Consider the following 18,076-nt stretch of genomic DNA (forward strand, 5'->3'; position numbering starts at 1 on the left):
CGCTGCAACACATACTCGTCGTGTCCGGCCGAACACCTGGCTGTCGGCCCCGATCGCAACATGCTGTGAAGATCAGTTAACGTGTCTCACGTGACAGAAAAGATCATCTCGCTCTGACCTGCGAGAACAGGCATGCAACCCAAGATAACAATCGCACCCTCGCGCCGCTGATCTCGGCATGGGGACGCCGCCCGGGATAGCCCGCGGCGTCCGGGCCGCGGTCAGCCACAGGCCGGTGAACACGGCGCAGGCCGGCGTCACGATGGCTTCAGCATGCCGAGCCTGACCGCCGCAGCGATGCGGCGGTCCTACCCGACCCCGGGCTGAAACGCCCAGCGCGACCCGACCGGCCGTCCCCCCCTGCAACACCGCGCCCTTCGCCTGGTGGCGAAACTCGGCACGGGTGATCCGGCTGCGGACTTCACGGTCCCGGAGGGAAGACGCCCTGGCCCGGAGTGAGGATTCGGTCGGGGTCGTAGCGTTCACGGGCCGCCTCGAAGTCGGCCCATGCGGGGCCGTAGTGGGTGCGCCACTCCTCAGGCGTGGTGGGTATGGAGCCGACCGGGTACTGGTAACCCCCGACAGCTCGGGCGCGCAGGTAGAGGGAACGGTTGGCCTCCACCATGTCCTGCGGGCTCTCGGCTCCGGGCGAGGCGGTTCTGAGCAGTGTGAAGAGGAAGACCGTCTCCTCGTCGGGCACGCGCAGCAAGGGCAGGTGCAGGCGGGCGCGGGGGAAGGGATAGAGCAGGACCACGCCGCTGGCGCCGACCTCGGTCTCGGTCAGGTCCTTGATGGCGGCCTCCACGAAGGCGTCGGTGCGGCTCGCGGGCAGGAACATGTTCCACCAGGGGTGCGGGCGGTACCACTCGCCTGTGGACTTCAGATAGGCGACGCCCGCGGCGAGCCGGTTGAGGAAGTCGAAGTAGGACATGTCCTGGATCTGCCGGTCGCCGGGCTGGTCGGCCAGACCGTCGAGCAGCCTGGCGTCGTCGGGCGGGGTCGTGCCGTTGAAGAAGGCGACCGCTTCAAGCTGGTAACTCCAGCCGGCGGGGCCGGTCGGCAGCCCGAGCTCTCCCTCCACGTAGGCGAAGCGGCCGTCGTTGACCACGCGCCGCTGGTCGGCGGTCAGCGCGGCGACGCTGGGGTAGGAGAGCAGGTAGTGGCGGACCGTCGCGGGGGCGGGCAGCAGGCGCACGGTGGCCTTGGTGATGATGCCGCACTGTCCTCTTCCGGCCAGCGCCGCGCGGAAGAGGTCGGGGCGCGACTGCGCGGAACACCTCCTCAGGCTGGCATCCCCCGTGACGACCTCCAGCTCCACCACGTTGTCCGCCTGGGATCCGTGGTGGTGGGTCTGGCCGCCGACACCGCCCACCGAGAGCGTGCCGCCGACCGAGAGCTCAAGGTAGTCGGTGAAGACCGGAGGGGTCAGGCCGTGGGCCAGGGTCGCCTGCGCCAAGCTGCTCCAGAGCGCGCCCGCCTCCACGACGGCCGTGTCCTCCCGCACCTCAACCGCGTTGAGCGGGGTCATGTCGATGATCAGACCGCCCGCGACCTGGCCCTGACCTAAGGTGGCGTGTCCCTGGCCGCGCGCGGCCACCTGCAGGCTGTGCGTCCGGCAGTACTTCATCATCGCCATGATGTCCGACACGGCGCCGGGCTCCAGCACGGCCCCGGGGATCCGATGGACCAGGTGCCCGAAGTCGTCGGCCGCCTGGCCGCGCGAGGCGGGATCGGTCACCACCTTGCCCTTCAGCGGCGGCAGGTCGACCATCCCCTGAGACTGGGCGGCGTCGGTGACCCATGTGCGCGTTGACGGGTCGAAGCCGACCACGGCCGCCCCCGCCGTGAGGAACGCCCGTCTCCACGGATACCACGTCATACCCGATCCTTTCGCAGCGCGGTCACGTCGCGTCGATCATCGCCGACGGCACCCGGCGACGCTACCCGAACGAAACCGGATGACAGCCACAAAAGGGTTACTGCGGCGCTGCGGGCCTCGACGGGCGAGCCGTGGGGCAGGCGAGCATCGTCGGGGCAGGATGGACCGATGAGTTTCGCGTGCCTGGCCGGCCTACATCGCCCTCGCCCCGCGTGGTCGCATTGTCGCTGCAACATGCTGTGAAGTGATGACAATCGACCTGCGGCGATCTTCTACCTTGTCCCCCGGGGAGGCCGACCCGAGAACCGGGCCGACATGGCGGTCGAGCTGTACTGGTGATCGCGATTTGACCTCGAGCTCGGTTGAGGTTGCATGCTGAGACCGACATCAGCTGAACAGGGGAGAGTGTTGTGCGTGCGGTGTGGCTGAAGGAGTTCGGCGGGCCCGAGGTGCTCGTACCTGGAGACGCCCCCGATCCGGTCCCGGGGCCGGGGCAGGTGTTGATCGACGTCGCCTACGCCAACATCACCTTTGTGGAGACCCAGTTCCGGTCGGGCGCCCCGTCACCGTTCAAGCCGGAGCTGCCGATGATCCCGGGCAACGGCGTCGGGGGCATCGTCACGGCGGTCGGCGAGGGCGTCGACTCCGGCCTGGTCAGCCGTCGGGTGGTGACCTCCACGGGGGGCTCCGGCGGTTATGCCGAACGGGCCGCGGTGGATGCCTCCGGGCTCTTTCTCGTCCCCGACGGCCTGGAATTGGACGCCGCGGTCGCGGTCTTGGCCGACGGGCGTACCGCGACCATGATGATCCGGGCGACCGCACCACAGCCCGGAGAACGGGTTCTGGTCGAGGCGGCGGCCGGCGGCGTGGGCTCGCTCCTCGTGCAGCTCGCCAAGTCGGCGGGCGCCACCGTCATCGGAGCGGCCGGGGGCTCGCGCAAGACCGGTGTGGCCCGCGACCTGGGCACCGACGAGGTGGTCGACTACACGGCTCCGGGCTGGACCGACGAGGTCGACCCCGTCGACGTCGTTTTCGACGGGGTCGGCGGCGACATCGCTCGGGCCGCCTTCGAACTGCTCGGCCAGGGCGGGCGGATGGTCAGCTTCGGGCTGGCGAGCGGAGAGTGGGCCGGCATCGAGGCGGAGGCCGCTGTTGCGCGCGGCATCACGCTCGTCCAGGCGAGGCCCACCCCGAAGATGATGCGCGAGTACACCGAGAGCGCCCTCGCCGAGGCGGTGGGCGGACGGCTGCGGCCGCTGATCGGGCAGCGCTTCCCCCTCGACCGGGCCGCCGCCGCGCACGCCGCCATCGAGTCGCGCGCCAGCGTCGGCAAGACCCTGCTCGAGGTGCGCTGATGCTCAAGGTCGGCGTGAACCTACCGTCGTTCGGCGTGGATGAGACCGCTGGGGTGCGCGAGCATGCCCGGCACACCGAGGAGCTCGGCCTGGAGTCGATCTGGGTCGGCGACCATCTGATCCCGGTGCGGCCGTTCCTCGACAGCACCATAGTGCTGGCCACGGCCGCCGCCGTCACCGAGCGCGTCAAGATCGGCTTCGGGGTGATGGTCTTGGCGCTGCGCCCGGTCGCCTGGGCCGCCAAGCAGATCGCCAGCCTGCAGCACCTGTCCGGCGGTCGGGTGCTGCTCGGCGTCGGCTCGGGCGGCAGCGTGCACGGCGACGCAGCCTGGCGGGCCGTCGGTATCCCCTACGCCGAACGCGCGCAGCGCACCGACGCCGCCCTGGAGATCCTGCCGAGCCTGGTCGAGGGCAAGCCCACGAACGTGAACGGCGAGGTGATCACTCTCTCTCCGGGCGCGACGATGCCGCCCGTCCTCATCGGCGCCGGCCCCATGCGCCGAGCCGCCCGTTTCGCCGACGAATGGTATCCGGCGTTCTCCACGCCGGCTGAGATCGCCGAACAGAGCCGCCAACTGGCCGGCCTCGCCGCCGAATACGGCCGCCCGGCGCCGCGCGTCACGATCGGCCTCAGCGTCGGTCTCGGCGACCTGCCCGCGTCGGTGATCGACGCTCAGGCCCGGTCGCTGATGGAGTACGGGATGACCGAGGAGGAGGCCCGTGGTGGCCTGGTCACCGGCCCACCCGCCGCGGCCGCCGAACGGCTTGCCGCACTCGCCGAGGTCGGCGTGCACCGCGTCATCGCGATGCCGTTCCCCGCCGACCGCCTCCGCCAGAGCGAGCTGCTGGCCGAGACCAACCGCCTCCTCAACCCCTAGAGACCTGGACCTGCCGCTCGGGTCCGTGCCACCAGCCTCAAAGTAGAGCGTTTCCGCAGGCCACAGCGAGTGACGGCGGCGGTGCCCAACGCCGGGTTTCGGCCCGGGCGTTCAGGGATGAGTCCGGCGCTCTCCGCCTCGATAACGACAGGCCGCCTTGTTTGCGACCGGCTTATGTCAAACCGTCCGCAAACTTCCGGTTACCCACAGCTACTTTGCGCCTGGTGGCGCGGACCCGAGCGGAGGGCCAGGTTCTGCTCCCCGTGGGCAGGCGCTGCTCGGGCCAAAAGGCGGTTCTGCAACAAGTGCCGGCTGGACGCACGCAGGCCACGGGTATTGACAGCGGGTCTTACGAAAGCCCGTAGCCGACCAGCGACCACTGTCTGCCTATCGGTACCGTGGCGCCTGATCGACCTTGAGCCATTTTGCTGTGCGGGCAACGCCTGCGAATTGATCACAACATCACAGACTCCAGTAGCCGACAGAATCCGATTGGGTCAGACTAGTTGTTCGAGTTCGGCCATTTCACTCCCTCTACTCCGCGAGCAAGGCCGCACTCAACCACTACGCTGACCCATTACGCGACGAGGTCGCGCCCTTCGGCATAGAAGTGGCGTGCATGGAGGCCACCAGCGTACGCACGGGCGCGGCGGACTCCATGAGTACGGACGAGCCGATCCACGCCTACGAACCCCGGCGAGCGCGGGTCGTCGACCGCTTCCGTCAACTCCAGCACGACGGGCGCTCACCCGAACCGCTCGCCCAGGCCATAGTGCGTGCCGTCGAATCCCGGAAAATGCGCCACGTCTATCGCGTCGGACCACGGGCCCGGTTCCTGCCGGTCCTGCGTTCCGTGCTGCCCGGACCTGTGTTCCGCCGGGTCTACGGTGGCTTCTTCGGTTTGACGCGGACTCGCTGAAACCCTCCCGCTCACAGGTCCGCGGTCCGGCGATGCGCTAACCATCGGATACCGGCGTCGGCGAGGATCTCGTCCATGAGAGCGAGGAACTTCAGTATCACCCGTAAACGCACCAGAAAAATGGTCCAATATCGCTATGGGCTCATTATTTGAGATTAACTTCCAATTGCTACGATTGCTATACATATTTGCGAAGTGCATTTAGCATCGGTGTTCCCGGCGACGAAGAAAGGGAACGCCCTCCATGCGCAACTCGCATCCCAGCCAGACCGCCACCATGGCATCCTGGTGCTCACCGCGCTTGAGGCTGCCCGGTTCAGCGCCGTGCCTTACATGCCTGACAGGATCATCTCGCTCTGACCTGGGAGAAGAGGCCAAGAGCCCAAGATAACGATTGCAGCGCGTGCAGCCGCTCGTTCTCCGCCCGCCGCACCTCGCCGACCAGTCGCACCAGCACGCTGATGCCCGGCAGCAAGATGCGCTCCTTCAGCAGATGCACTCGTGCCCGGTCGAACAACGCCCGCGGCCCTTCCACCGAGGCCCACAGCCGCGCCGCCACGTACTGGCGCACCTCGGCCTCACACGCGCCGAGCGCGGTAGCCCAGCAGCTCGCGGATCTCCCGCGCGTGCTCGTAGGCGGTCTTGGGACGCTGGCCAAAGTCGGCCAGGCAGGCCGGGTCGAGGTCAAGCTGCTCGGCGACGAAAGCGACCGCGCCGGAAGGCACCACGAGCGGGTCCTCGGTCAGGAATCCCGAGCATCCAGACCGTCCCCCACTGCACCGCCCACCCCAGCATCGTCGCAGGGCGCCGCTTGCTCGCCAGAGCGTCCAGGGCCGCACGGTCCAGCCGGAAGAACTGCTTCAGCTCCGCCGGCGAGGGCTCCTCAGGGAAGCGACCATAGCGGGCGATCTGCTCATCAGAGAGAAATTCGAAGGGCATGGCCCAGGAACGTAGGCCCCGCAACCAGGACAAACGAGAGCAGCCACCGAACCGAAACGAAGATCACGTTCCTAGCGCCAATTTCTGCACCCAGGCTCCTCAAAGGCCGATCCACACCGTCCTGCGGCGCCGCACGGCCGGCGAACCCGTCGAGAAAATCCGCAAGGACCTGATCATCCCCACTGGCAAACCAAGGGACACAACCCCTCCCTTGCCAGCGTCTACCGCGCCCTCGCAGAACACGAGAAAACCCAGCGCCACCCCGACGCCGTCGAACAGGCCCGCGCCGAGTACGCCGTCCTGCGCCAGTGGCGCTGATCTCGCTCAATCAGCCCTCACCGCCGATAACCAGGGCGGGTCGTGCCTACTGGGACCCCTGTCAGCGTGCCTCCGATGGAGGGTGGGGTACCCCGCCGCGGTGTGTGGCCACAAGAGATGCCGTCAGCGTGGCTACAGCCGCGATGCCGATGGACAGAATCACCCTGCCGACGCCTAGGACGGGGGTGGCCAAGGCCAGCACCAGCACGATGACGGCCCCGGCAACCATCAGTGTCGGATGTGCCAGGCCGGTGCGTGTCAGTCGGCGCAGCCAGCACATGACCAGGAGGAACCCGGCCACCGGTACCGCCACCGCGAACGTCGCCGTCGTCGGGGCCACGTGGGCGCGGTGCACGGCCACGTCAACGATGACCTGCAGGCCTGCGCCGAGTGCGGCGACCGCGGCGAACACCAGGTAATGGGCGTAACCCCAGGACAATGCGATACGCGGCGTGCTCAGGGCGGCGTCCGGGCCCATGAAGTAGATCCACCACATTGTGAACACCAGAATGAGGCCGCCAGCGGCTATCAGCAGCATCTGTCCGGAGACGCCGCGTTCGGACAATGCGGATTGGATGCTGGTAAGGCTAGCGAAGATGACCTCGCCGAGGACGATGATGGTGAACAGCCCGTAGCGTTCAGAAATGTGGCCAGGGTGCCACGGCGTGGCCATGCCCCGGAACTCGGCCCACAGCGGCACCACTAGTTCGGCGATCACGAGGACCGCGAACCCCGTGTAGTCCCATGGATGCGGCAGCGCCAACCGAACAAGCCAGCCTGCCTGGACCGCCATGATGCCGACGGCGTACCGGATCCCCGCCGGGCGGCCGGTGGGGTCTTGCCGAGCTACCCGCAGCCACTGGGCGACCAGCGCCACGCGCATCACCACATAACCAATGGTGATCACGGTGAAGTCGTAGGAGGTCGCCGCGGCGGGCACCCCGGCCGCCAGTACCAGAACACCCGCCATCTGAAGCATAGTCAGCAGCCGATAGGCAACGTCATCGGTGTCGTAGGCCGAGGCGAACCAAGTGAAGTTCATCCACGCCCACCAGACCGTGAAGAAAACCATCACATAGCCCAACAGTCCGACGCCGAGGTGGGCTTCGGTCACGTGGTGGTGCAACTGGGCGGCCGCCTGCGCCACCGCGACCACGAAACAGAGGTCGAACAGCAGCTCCAACGGGGTAGCAGCGCGGTGTGCCTCGCGCGGATCCCGCGCCCGCATCGTGCGGAGCCATCGCCTGGCCCGAGTCGGGTTCGCCGATCGCCGATCGCGCGTCATCCGTTCCCCTTATGATCGTCAGAGTCGGAGGCCGCGCACCTGGTCCGCCTGACCGGTGCCGATGTTCCGCCTCCCACGCCCGCAAACCCGATCAGCAGCGCAAGCCCCCGCGTCATAAACCTGGCCCATACGATCTTGGCTGGCCGCCTTGGCCTGCGCGGTACCGATGCGCTGCAGCTCAATCTGCTCGGCGCCTCGATCGAACCGGCGGTCTTCTCCCGAACGTATCCCAGCCGCCCCCTGTCCGGAATGACCACCGCTGCCCACACCGCCATCGTCCCGCTCCGTGCCGCTGGCGGAGCCGCCGACGCCGGACAGGCCCTGATCAACGCCGCGGCCGCGCTGCAGGAGGCAACCAAAGAGGCCCACCGGAAGGCGTTCGGGTGTCATGCAGCCGCATTCAGGCCGGGTGGCGTTTCATCAGCGGCAGGCGCAGGACGAAGCGCGCGCCTCGCGGAGAGTCATCGATCTTCAAGGTCCCGTAGTGGGCTGTGGCGATCGCCCGGCTGATGGCAAGGCCCAAGCCGGTGCCTGCGGGGTCCTTCCGGTGCCCTTCTTCCAGGCGGACAAAGGGCTGGAACACGCGGTCTCGGTCTTCGAGGGCGATGCCATCCCCGTCATCGCTCACTGTCACCACGGCCTGGTCATCCTCGCGGCCGGCGTTGACCTCGACGCTGGTTGCTGCGTGCCGCTGGGCGTTGACTACCAGGTTGTTCAACACTCCGATCAGCTGCATATGGTTGCCGAGAACCATCACCTCGCCCTTCACCCGCGTGCGCACCGGCACGTCCCGGGTTGTGGTGACCAGCTCATCGTGTACCAGCACGCCGAGATCGACCGGTTCGGGAGGCTCAGGAGCCGCCGTGCGGATCCGGGCGAACACCATGATGTCATCGATCAGCGCTCGTAGCCGGTCCGTCGTCGCCAGCCCTGTTCTGATCGTCTCGCGAGGATCGACGTCATCCGGATACAGCACGGCTTCCTCGAGTTGGGCCTGGAGACCGGCCACGGGGGTCTTGAGCTCGTGGGAGACAATCGAGGCGAATTGCCGTTGCTGCTGCACTGCCGTCTCCAGCCGGGACAGGGTCTGGTTGGCGGTGCGTGCCAGCTGTCCGATCTCATCACAGCCCGGTGGTTCCGGCACCCGAAGGCTCAGATCGGTGACGCTGATCTCCGAGATTCTCGCGCGGATCGCTGCCACCGGTCGTAGCGCCCGCCCGACCGCAGCCCAGGTGATCCATGTGGCGAACCCGGTCGCCAGCAGGGCTGCGGCCAGCGTGCTGAACTCGAGGATGTGGGTGGACAGGGCGGGAGGCTCGGCCGTTCCGGCGTAGACGAAATGGGGCTCTCCTCCCCAAAGGAATGAGGCCTCCTGAGGTGAGACACGGACCGACGTGAGCACGAAGCATCCACTGGGGGAGCACTCTGTGAGGTGGATGATCCGGTCGTCATGGGGCGGCCGAACGGCGCTCAGCGGGGGCCTGCCCGCGCCCGCGGGACTGGCGGCCACCACCCGACCGCGGGAGTCGACGAGTTGCAGAAGGTTGACAGCGGCCGGGGGAATCGGGCTCGCGATGCGGCCGGGCGTCATGGACGCGATCCAGTCGGTCGCCACTCGCTGCGTGTCACGGAAGATCTGGTCCCGGACTCTGTTGCGGACCGTGAGGTCGAGACCGATGGCGATCAGCACGAAGAAGATCAGGGACAGCGCCCCCGCGGCCGCTGTGAAACGTGTTTGGATTGAGCGACGACGAAAGAGGAATCTCACCCATGCACTCCCGTGACTCTCGCCGCACTCACCAAGTCCATCCATGCACTGGTGGAAGCAAAAGTCCGTTGTTACGATCTGGGACGAGTTCGGCGTGGCACGGCATTCAGCGGCGGATCACGGCCACTGGCCTGCGCTAACTGCTCCCGCGTACGCCCTATCTCCTACAGGGTTACCACACCAGGGCATCTGCTCCATCCGCCCGGCCCCTGGCCGGCCTGCTGTGCCAGGTGTTCGATGTGCGGTTGTGCCCGGGTACTGGGCGGGCTCGCCTCCAACTGGGCCCCGGCTGGAGCGAAGACGCAATTTTCCAACCTGTATACCGTCAACCTGCAGTAATAACGGTCACGGTAGGGTCGGGAGCTGGCGCGGTTGTTTCTCCTGGTGGTAGGACCTGAGGCCGTCGATGCCGCCGGTTCCCCAGTGGCCATGACCAGGTTCTGGCTCCGTTTCCAGCTCCCGCCGCTTCGAACCGTGCATGCGGTTCTTCCGCACACGGCTCTCCGACGCCCTTCACCGATGGCGTTCGGCCGTTGCCCGCCAGGACCGGAAGGGCCTGGGAGCGACGACGGCTCCATTGAGGTTGATCAGGCCGAGCTGAGTGGGGTCGGTGTAGATGACCTGAAGCCAGCCCCACTTGCGCCCTCGTTTGTGCTTCTTGCCGAGGAATAACGCCAGCCTCGCCATGCCCTTCCTCGCCGACGACGGCACCGACCCCGACCCGGACGCGCTAGCGGCTACTCCACGATCATCACGGAAAACGCCTCTGGGTACCGTTTCCCCGGCTTGGCTCGGCCGGCAACCGGACCGCGGCAACCGAGCGGGCGACCGAGTCCGGGTGATATTACGACGCTGCCTGGCAGAATCGATCAGAGTTGTCGGATCCGGGCCACGTCGTTCGTAGTTGGGGCAAGAAGCCGCCCACGAGGGCGCTGTCACGACTAAGGGAGATGCGAACGATGCCGCACCCTCAGGCCAAGATCCACCGCATGTTCGAACTCATCGAGCCGATCGCCACCGTCACCTTCTCCGAGGTGGCGAACGAGGCATTCCTGGCCCTCGGCATGCGCGACTATCGCCGGGCCGGGTCATTGGGCGGTGTACCCGCCGTCGACGGGGAGCGCGACGCCGGTGACGTAGCTGGCGCCGGGGTTGCACAGCCACAGCACGGCCTACCCTCCCGTCGTCCTGTGTGGAAGGGTGCGTTCTAGATCACCAGTGGGTGTGGGAGGACATGCGGGTGTCCAGCGAGAAACTGAAGCCGCTTGAGGCGGGCGACCCGAAGACGGTCGGTGGGTACCGGCTGCTGGCGCGGCTGGGGGCGGGCGGGATGGGTCGCGTCTACCTGGGCCGCTCGAAGGGCGGCCGGCCGGTCGCGGTCAAGGTGATCCACCCGTACCTGGCGGAGGACGCGCAGTTCCGGCGGCGGTTCGAGGCGGAGGTCGCCGCGGTGCGGCGGGTCGGGGGCATCCACACCGTGCAGGTGGTGGACGCCCGCGCCGACGCCGATCCGCCCTGGCTCGTGACCGAGTACATCGCGGGGCCGTCGCTGCACGAGGCAGTCGGCGAGCACGGCGCGTTCTCCGATGCGGCGGTCGCGGGGCTCGGCGCGGGCCTGGCCGAAGGGCTGATGGCGATCCACGAGCGGGGCGTCGTCCACCGGGACCTCAAGCCCGGCAACGTGCTGCTCGCCCAGGACGGACCCCGCATCATCGACTTCGGCATCGCCCGCGCGCTCGACGCCACCTCGCAGACCACCCGCACCAGCGTGGTCGGCACGCCCGGGTTCATGTCGCCCGAGCAGCTTCGGGGCCGCGAGGTCGGGCCGGCCAGTGACGTGTTCTGCCTGGCTGCCGTGCTGGCCTTCGCCGCCACCGGCCGGCGGCCCTTCGGCGAGGGCCCGATCGAGGCCCTCGGCTACCGCGTCATCCACGAGGAACCCGACCTGACTGGCGTGCCGGAGCCGCTGCTCCCGCTGATCGCGTCCGGCCTGGAGAAGGATCCGGAAGACCGGCCCGGCCTCGACGCGTTCCTCGAACGTTGCTCCGCGCTCGCCGAGGGCGGGGACGCTCCGCTGCCGGAGCCCGTCAGCACGATGATCGCCACGCGGGTGGCGGAGACCGAGGTGCTGGCGCCCCCGCCGCAGGACACGCCGGGGAACGGCCGGCGGTTTCCGCCGCTCGGACGAATGAAGCTCCCGGTGGCCGCGGTCGTGGGCGTCCTGCTGGTCGCCTTCGCCGCCTGGGCCATCGGGGACGATGGAAACGCACCGGCCATCTCCAAGGCCATCGCCACTCTCCAGCAGACCCCGACTTCCCCGACACCCGCGCCTCAGCCGTCCGAGACCGCGAGCGCCACCGACAGTGCCACCCCCACCCCCACCCCCACATCCGATCCCACCCGCAAGGCGTTCGAGAAGATCTCGGCGGGCGACTGCCTGGACGCCTACGAGCGTCCGTCCGGCGAGTGGAGCAGGAGCAAGCCGCGCGCGGTCGGCTGCCGCCGCTCCGACGCGTACCTGAAGGTGCTCAAGGTGGTCGACGACTCCTCCGAGTGCCTCAGGCACGGCGCCGATCTGGACGGGGAACTGTGGTGGAGTTACGGCGAGGACGCGAACGAGATCGCCCTCTGCGTGCAGCGGCGGTTCCGCACGGGTGACTGTTTCCTGGCCTCAAAGGGTGAGAACGAGAACTCGGTCACCATCAACAACGCGGATCTGATGACGTCGTGGCCGTGCGGGACCGGCTCCGCTCCAAGGGAGTACGACTTCGTCCTCCGTATCACCGCGTTCACCAGCGGTGCCTGCCCGCCGGGCGGCAGAAGGGTCCACTGGGAGGTCCGAGGCCGCACCCTCTGCACCCGCATAGTCTGACCACGTCCGCCACCACGGCACCGACACCAAACCTGGAATGGATCCTGCCGGCCGCGCGGGACCTGGTCATCGAGCGCGGACCCGCCGTGCCGCTGGACGACATCGCGCGCCGGGCGGGCGTCGGCAGCGGCACCCCCTCTACCGCTGGAGGTCCCCTCGCCGAGGCGGAGGTCGTGGCCGACGCCGGCCAGGTGCTGGTGGCGGGACCTGGCCTGGAGTTCGGGGGCGGTGCGGCCGGCGGCGGCGGCGGTCAGCGCCGCTCGCCCAGACGCCGGTCGCGGCCGCGACCCGGACGAGGAGCGGCAGCCGCCGGGCCTGGCGCAGCCGGACGAGGTCATCGAGGGTCGGCCACGCCACGATCGACGACGTGGAGATCCGGGTGGCAGGGCTGATCGGCAAGGACGATCTCAGCGGGGTCAACGTCATGCCGAGCCGCATCATCAGTGCGTGCCAGCCGGCTGATCGCAACCGCCGCAAGGCGCCCGGACCACTGCAAGCCGGGCTCAATCCCTGCGCAAGGCGCCACCCTTAGCGTCGCAGCGTGTTCAAACGACTGGTCCTCGGCGCCGCCCTCACTGCGGCTGCGACACTGACGCTCTCCTCCGTCGGCCCCGCCCTGGCCGCTCCCGTCTCGGCTGGGACGCCCGCGCCCGGCAAGGTGGCGAACAAGCTGTTCCACGCCTGGCTGGCCGCCGACCGCGCGGCCGCGGCGAAGGCGGCCACCCCCACCGCGGTCAAGACGATCTTCACTTACGTCTACCGCGCGCCCGACCGCTTCGACGGCTGCTCCGGCAACGTGTGCCGGTTCGTGCACACAAGCGTGCGCGTGCCCGGCGGGCTTGACGGCATCGCGATGGTGGTCACCGGCTCGAAGGTCAGCAAGGTCTACCTGTCGCGGCACATCACCGAGCCGCCCACCGTGGCCAAGCATCTCTTCGCCGCCTGGAAGCGCGGCGACAAGTACGGCGGCCTCGAGGTCGCCACCTCCACCACGGTACAGAAGCTGTTCAAGATCACCTACGACCCGCGCGGCGCCACCCACTTCTTCCAGGGCTGCAGCAAGGAGCCGCAGGGTTACTCGTGCGCCTACTCCTATGAGGGCGGTGCGATGCTGATGCACGTACGCGGCTCCAGGACCACCGGCTACGAGGTTCGCTCGATCTCCTACCTGGCCGACTGAGGGGGCGCCGCGTCAACCGGACCGGCGCGGGATGTGATCGTCGTTCAGGAGGAGTGGACTTATGCCGCTGCGGTCCAATGGTGTGCTGGCCGGGCGCGCGGTCGACCGGCGTCGCGAAGGGGGCGCAGACACCCCGCACTACCGGATCCACCTCACCGACGCCACAGGGACCGATTACAGGGTGGCGGTGAACGTGCAATCGCAGCAGGCCCCCTCCGAGCTGCTGTACCTGGCGGCCGAGGACTTCCGCCACCCCGTCGTCCAGGTGCTCGTGCGATCGGCGATCCCGACGCGCAGGTGTTCGTGCTCGGCGAGCGGTGGGGTCCCGAAGCCTTCCAATCCCAGGCCTGGCACACCGACGACCGCACCGGGCACGCCATCGAGACCGCGCCCGCCCGGCCCGCCGGGGGCGAAGAACCGGTGCGGATTCTGGCCGCGCTGGTCAACCCTGACGGACCGGCGCCCGAGCGCGAGACCGTCACACTGATCAACACCTCGCCCGATCCGATCGACTTGCAGGGCTGGCACCTGGCGGATCGGGCCAAGCGCACGCTGACGTTGCCGGCCGGGCCACTCGCGGCCGGGGCCACCCTGGTGGTGCCGGTCAGCGAAGCACTGCAGTTGGGCAACAACGGCGGCGCGATCACCCTCCTGGATGACGCCGGGCTCAAAATTCATGGGGAGTACCTGGTGACAGAGAGCGACTCCACGCGGCGGTCAATCGAGAAGGTACGGGGAGGCGCGCCGATCAGCCGTACCGGCTGCAGACTTTACTCATCGGGCGGCGTTTCATGCGGGAACACAGCGTCACGTTCCGCTACCCTCCCCACCGCAACCTGCCACCGCGGACCTACACAGGAGGACACCCGACGATGCCGATTGACCCGTTGATGTCAGAACGGTTCCCACGGACCTCCCGCTACAACCCGGACTGGATCCGCTCCAGCGTCAGCGGCGGGGCCAACTCGCTGTGGCTGGCCGAGTGGCTCACCGAGGCGATGTCGTTGGGGCCGGGTATGCGGGTGCTGGATCTGGGTTGCGGCCGGGGCGCCTCGTCGATCTTCCTGTACCGCGAGTACGACGTCCAGGTATGGGCCACTGACCTGTGGTTCAGCCCCGACGAACGCATGCAACGCATCTACGACGCCGGCGCCGAGCACGCGGCGTTCCCCATCCACGCCGACGCCCGAGCCCTGCCGTTCGCCGCGGGCTTCTTCGATGCCGTCGTCAGCATCGACTCGTTCGTCTACTACGGCACCGACGATCTGTACCTGAACTATCTGGCCAGGTTCGTCCGGCCGGGCGGGCAGATCGGCATCGCCGGTGCCGGACTGGTCCAGGAGATCGACGGACCGACGCCCGAGCACCTGGCGGCGTGGTGGGAGCCGAGCATGGCCAACCTGCACTCGGCCGAGTGGTGGCGCCGCCATTGGGATCGCAGCGGTGTCGCCCACGTGGACGTGGCCGACACGATGGCCGACGGGTGGAAGTACTGGCTGGAATGGCAGCGGGCGATCGCACCGGACAACCAGGTGGAGATCGACGCCCTCACCGCCGATGGCGGACGCCACCTCGGCTATGTGCGCGCGGTCGCTCGTCGCCGGCCGGACGTCGCACTCGACGAGCCCATCTCCTCGGTCCCCGTCACGTATGTCAAGCGGCCCCTGTACCGCCCCCGGACGAGGACCAACAGGCTCGACGCCGGCATTTGATGGATGCCTCGCCCGCCCGGCCGACCGACCGAACTTCAGGGCGGGCGAGGTCTCGGCTGGCATCCCGCCGTTTCAGCAGGTCGCGGCGCTGACTTAAGTGTCTTCGCCGGAAGTCGCATCACTCCACAGACTCGCCGTCCTCGGGCTGGTTCTGCACCGAACGCATCGTGTTCGCGTAGCTCTCTGCGTCGACGTCGCCCTTGCCGGCGTGCTCAAGGAGCGTGATGTGCTCCATCACAGAACGCTGGAGGTCGGAGATGGGCCGGACGCCGGCCCTCATCGACCAGGCGCGCGCGGGGTGGTTTCCGAGGTCAGTTCGGTGCTGCCCAAACCGGGCCGCGCCCTGGTCTCCGCCGCGGAGTCGGTGACGCGCAGGCGCTTGAGCAGGCGCAGAAGGCCGTCGCCGGTGACATGGGACGGATGAAGGCGGCGTACCGCCTGCTCGTACATCCCCGCGGGCACCACCCGGATGGCCATCGAACCCCCTTCGCCCGACATGCCCGCGAACCTGGCCCGCGTCGTCGACCTGTACGACTGACCGCCCCGTCTCCGGGTACGGCGGGTGCGGCAGCTGTCGACGCACCAACGAAATGATCCACCCTCCTGGGGACATATGATCGTTTCAGCAGGTATTTGCCCGATTGTCGGAAGGCCTCCATGACCCACCCCCTCAGTCGGCGGTCCGCCCTTCTGGGCGCCGCGGCCTTAACCGGCCTCTCCCTGTGGGAGCGACCGGCCGAGGCGGTCGGCGCCGCCGCGTTCGACGCCGCGCGGGAGCGGTGGGTGAGCCTGCTGGCCGGCGGGTCGTACGACGCCACGTACGCCGACAAGACGCAGGCGGTCGAAGGCTCGGCCAACGCGGTGCTGCGCAAGCTGAAACTCACCCCCGGCGCCCCGAGCCTGTGGCCCGACCTGCCGCTCGGAGACCCCCGGACGGGCAACTTCAACCGCGCCTACAACCGCATGCGCACGCTGGCGCTGGGCTGGGCCACGCCGGGCACCGCCCTGCACCGGAACGCGCAGGTCGCCGAGACGGCGGTCAGCGCGCTGGACTTCCTGTACGAGCACGCCTACCGCGAAGGGCTCGACCGGCAGGGCAGCAACTGGTACTGGTGGGAGATCGGTGTCCCCCGCGCGCTGACCGACACCTGCGCCCTGATGTACGACGGCCTGCCCAAGGACCGCATCGAGCGCTGGCTGCGTCCGTTACGCCGCTGGTGCCCCGACCCTGAGCGCCGCGTCAGCCACCCCGGCGTCGTCGAGACCGGCGCCAACCGGGCGGGCAAGGCCATGGCGGTGGCGATGCGCGGCTTGCTCACCCACGACGCACGCCTGGTCAAGCGGGCCAGGGACGCCGTCTCCGACCTGCTGCGGCGGACCAAGGGCCCGGGCGACGGCTTCTACCGTGACGGGTCGTTCATCCAGCACGACGTGTTCCCCTACACCGGCAGCTACGGCGTGGACTACCTGGACAGCGTGGCCAAGCTGATCGCCATGCTCGCGAAGTCACCGTGGGAGATCGGCGGAATCGGGAACGTCTACGACATCGTGGACCGCTCGTTCACGCCGTTCATCTTCGACGGGCTGATGATGGACTGCGTACGCGGCCGGCAGATCTCGGTGCAGGGCCACCGCGATTACCACTCGGGGCAGAAGGCGGTCGAGGCCATCCTCACCTTGCTGGAGGCGGCGCCCGAACGCTATGCCCAGCGCTGGCGGCCGCTGGTGAAGGGCTGGCTCACCCGCAACCAGGCCATCCCGTACGACACGCTCGCGCCGCTGCCGAGCATCGCGGGAGCCAAGGCCCTGCTGGCGGACCCGTCGGTGCCGGTCGGTCCGCGTCCGACGGGCACGTACGTCTTCGCGGACATGGACCGGGTCGTGCACCACCGTCCCACCTGGGCCTACGCGATCGCGATGAGCTCGGAGCGCATCGGCGCGGCCGAGGCCATGAACCTGGAGAACTTGCACGGCTGGTACACCGGCGACGGCATGACCTACCTCTACACCGGCGACCTCACCCACTGGAACGACGACCTGTGGCCCACGATCGACCCGTACCGGCTGCCGGGCACGACGGTCGACACCCGCAGACGCGCCGAGCTCCGGCACGGCAAGCGTCGCCTGCCGCCCACCCCGTGGGCGGGCGGCGTGGCGCTCGACGGCGAGTACGGCGTGGCGGCCATGAGGCTGATCGCCGACGGCTCCTCGCTGCGGGCCAGGAAGGCGTGGTTCCTCCTCGATGACGCGGTGATCGCCCTCGGCGCCGGCATCACCGCCTCCGACGGCCGCCGCATCGAGACCGTCGTGGAGAACCGCAACACCCACGACACTCACCCGCCGCTGACCCAGGGCGACGGCTGGGTCCACCTGTGCGGGGTGGCCGGTTATGTGCTGCTCGACGGCGTCAAGGCGAAGGTGATCCGCGGCAAGCGCACCGGCCGCTGGCGGGACATCGACAAGGGCGCCACCACCGGAGGCGACGACACCCCCGTCACCAGGCACTACACGACGATCCTCGTCGACCACGGCGTCGAGCCGCGCAGGGCGCGCTACGCCTATGCCGTGCTGCCCGACGCCTCCGTCGCCCAGACCGCGGCGTACCGCGGGCGGGTCGAGGTCCTCGCGAACTCCCGTACGGTGCAGGCCATTTCCCGCGACGGCGTGCTCGCCGCCGTCTTCTGGCGCGCGGGGACCGTCGAGACCGCGGACGGCCCGCTCGCCGCCGACGGCCCCTGCACGCTGCTGATCCGCCGCGACCAGAAGCGGGTACGGCTGGCGGTCTCCGACCCGTCCAGGACCGCCGACGAGGTGAAGATCACGCTGCCCTGGCCGGTGAAATCGGTCAAGGAGAGCGACCGCAGCGTGCGCAAGTCCAAGAAAGCGGTCAAGGTGGAGGTCGGCGGCAGCCGCGGGCACGCCCACACCGCTGTGGTGCGCGTCTGAAACCTCCGGGGCGAGTCCATGGGCT

At 68.8% G+C, this 18,076-nt stretch carries 18 protein-coding genes and 2 pseudogenes; 11 read left to right on the forward strand and 9 right to left on the reverse strand.

What is annotated here, in order from left to right; all coding sequences use genetic code 11:
- Nucleotides 1–421 precede the first annotated feature (421 nt).
- Nucleotides 422–1,879: an FAD-binding protein gene (locus ACIHFD_RS34875; RefSeq protein WP_397370570.1), complete on the reverse strand. Its 1,458-nt coding sequence runs from the start codon at nt 1,877–1,879 to the stop codon at nt 422–424.
- A gap of 410 nt (nt 1,880–2,289) precedes the next feature.
- On the opposite strand from ACIHFD_RS34875, the gene ACIHFD_RS34880 reads away from it, so the two are divergent.
- The 3 genes and pseudogenes from ACIHFD_RS34880 to ACIHFD_RS34890 all read left to right on the forward strand — a co-directional run.
- The gene (locus ACIHFD_RS34880; protein WP_397370571.1) at nt 2,290–3,234 is read left to right on the forward strand and encodes a zinc-binding dehydrogenase; all 945 of its coding nucleotides are present in this window, start codon (nt 2,290–2,292) and stop codon (nt 3,232–3,234) included.
- A 35-nt stretch (nt 3,235–3,269) separates the two neighbouring features.
- A complete protein-coding gene (locus ACIHFD_RS34885; protein WP_397370572.1) occupies nt 3,270–4,112 on the forward strand; it encodes an LLM class flavin-dependent oxidoreductase in 843 nt (280 codons plus the stop codon).
- Nucleotides 4,113–4,644: 532 nt separating this feature from the next.
- A pseudogene (locus ACIHFD_RS34890) lies at nt 4,645–5,031 on the forward strand (SDR family NAD(P)-dependent oxidoreductase); the annotation flags it as partial.
- A gap of 346 nt (nt 5,032–5,377) precedes the next feature.
- Here the strand turns inward: ACIHFD_RS34890 and ACIHFD_RS34895 are convergent.
- The 7 genes from ACIHFD_RS34895 to ACIHFD_RS34925 form a co-directional block, all read right to left on the reverse strand.
- On the reverse strand, nt 5,378–5,602 hold the full coding sequence (locus ACIHFD_RS34895) for a DUF4158 domain-containing protein (RefSeq protein ID WP_397370573.1): 225 nt from the start codon (nt 5,600–5,602) through the stop codon (nt 5,378–5,380).
- Nucleotides 5,603–5,609: 7 nt separating this feature from the next.
- Nucleotides 5,610–5,777, reverse strand: coding sequence for a DUF4158 domain-containing protein (locus ACIHFD_RS34900; protein ID WP_397370703.1), 168 nt, complete (start codon nt 5,775–5,777; stop codon nt 5,610–5,612).
- A complete protein-coding gene (locus ACIHFD_RS34905; RefSeq protein ID WP_397370574.1) occupies nt 5,716–5,970 on the reverse strand; it encodes a DUF4158 domain-containing protein in 255 nt (84 codons plus the stop codon). The genes ACIHFD_RS34900 and ACIHFD_RS34905 overlap by 62 nt, the downstream gene beginning before the upstream one ends.
- A gap of 379 nt (nt 5,971–6,349) precedes the next feature.
- Nucleotides 6,350–7,471: a low temperature requirement protein A gene (locus tag ACIHFD_RS34910; protein ID WP_397370575.1), complete on the reverse strand. Its 1,122-nt coding sequence runs from the start codon at nt 7,469–7,471 to the stop codon at nt 6,350–6,352.
- Nucleotides 7,472–7,591: 120 nt separating this feature from the next.
- Nucleotides 7,592–7,963 carry a hypothetical protein gene (locus ACIHFD_RS34915; RefSeq protein WP_397370576.1) on the reverse strand — a complete coding sequence of 124 codons (372 nt, stop codon included), beginning with the start codon at nt 7,961–7,963 and terminating at the stop codon, nt 7,592–7,594.
- Nucleotides 7,964–7,973: 10 nt separating this feature from the next.
- The gene (locus ACIHFD_RS34920) at nt 7,974–9,263 is read right to left on the reverse strand and encodes a sensor histidine kinase (protein WP_397370577.1); all 1,290 of its coding nucleotides are present in this window, start codon (nt 9,261–9,263) and stop codon (nt 7,974–7,976) included.
- Nucleotides 9,264–9,854: 591 nt separating this feature from the next.
- A complete protein-coding gene (locus ACIHFD_RS34925; RefSeq protein WP_397370578.1) occupies nt 9,855–10,028 on the reverse strand; it encodes a hypothetical protein in 174 nt (57 codons plus the stop codon).
- 302 nt (nt 10,029–10,330) lie between these two features.
- On the opposite strand from ACIHFD_RS34925, the gene ACIHFD_RS34930 reads away from it, so the two are divergent.
- The 7 genes and pseudogenes from ACIHFD_RS34930 (at nt 10,331) to ACIHFD_RS34960 (ending at nt 15,105) form a co-directional block, all read left to right on the forward strand.
- The gene (locus ACIHFD_RS34930) at nt 10,331–10,552 is read left to right on the forward strand and encodes a hypothetical protein (RefSeq protein WP_397370579.1); all 222 of its coding nucleotides are present in this window, start codon (nt 10,331–10,333) and stop codon (nt 10,550–10,552) included.
- A 29-nt stretch (nt 10,553–10,581) separates the two neighbouring features.
- The gene (locus ACIHFD_RS34935; RefSeq protein ID WP_397370580.1) at nt 10,582–12,213 is read left to right on the forward strand and encodes a serine/threonine-protein kinase; all 1,632 of its coding nucleotides are present in this window, start codon (nt 10,582–10,584) and stop codon (nt 12,211–12,213) included.
- Nucleotides 12,214–12,580: 367 nt separating this feature from the next.
- On the forward strand, nt 12,581–12,745 hold the full coding sequence (locus tag ACIHFD_RS34940) for a hypothetical protein (RefSeq protein ID WP_397370581.1): 165 nt from the start codon (nt 12,581–12,583) through the stop codon (nt 12,743–12,745).
- Nucleotides 12,746–12,754: 9 nt separating this feature from the next.
- Nucleotides 12,755–13,393 (forward strand): hypothetical protein, encoded by a 639-nt coding sequence (locus ACIHFD_RS34945; RefSeq protein WP_397370582.1) that lies wholly within the window; start codon nt 12,755–12,757, stop codon nt 13,391–13,393.
- Nucleotides 13,394–13,454: 61 nt separating this feature from the next.
- Nucleotides 13,455–13,607, forward strand: a pseudogene (locus tag ACIHFD_RS34950) (DUF2278 family protein); the annotation flags it as partial.
- A gap of 89 nt (nt 13,608–13,696) precedes the next feature.
- Nucleotides 13,697–14,284, forward strand: coding sequence for a lamin tail domain-containing protein (locus tag ACIHFD_RS34955; RefSeq protein ID WP_397370583.1), 588 nt, complete (start codon nt 13,697–13,699; stop codon nt 14,282–14,284).
- A complete protein-coding gene (locus tag ACIHFD_RS34960) occupies nt 14,284–15,105 on the forward strand; it encodes a class I SAM-dependent methyltransferase (protein WP_355199806.1) in 822 nt (273 codons plus the stop codon). Before ACIHFD_RS34955 ends, ACIHFD_RS34960 begins: the two co-directional genes overlap by 1 nt.
- A gap of 276 nt (nt 15,106–15,381) precedes the next feature.
- Here the strand turns inward: ACIHFD_RS34960 and ACIHFD_RS34965 are convergent, their stop codons facing one another.
- On the reverse strand, nt 15,382–15,582 hold the full coding sequence (locus ACIHFD_RS34965) for a hypothetical protein (protein WP_397370584.1): 201 nt from the start codon (nt 15,580–15,582) through the stop codon (nt 15,382–15,384).
- A gap of 180 nt (nt 15,583–15,762) precedes the next feature.
- Here ACIHFD_RS34965 and ACIHFD_RS34970 point away from each other — a divergent pair, with 180 nt between their 5' ends.
- A complete protein-coding gene (locus ACIHFD_RS34970; protein ID WP_397370585.1) occupies nt 15,763–18,051 on the forward strand; it encodes a polysaccharide lyase 8 family protein in 2,289 nt (762 codons plus the stop codon).
- Nucleotides 18,052–18,076 lie beyond the last annotated feature (25 nt).

The organism is Nonomuraea sp. NPDC051941, assembly GCF_044593615.1.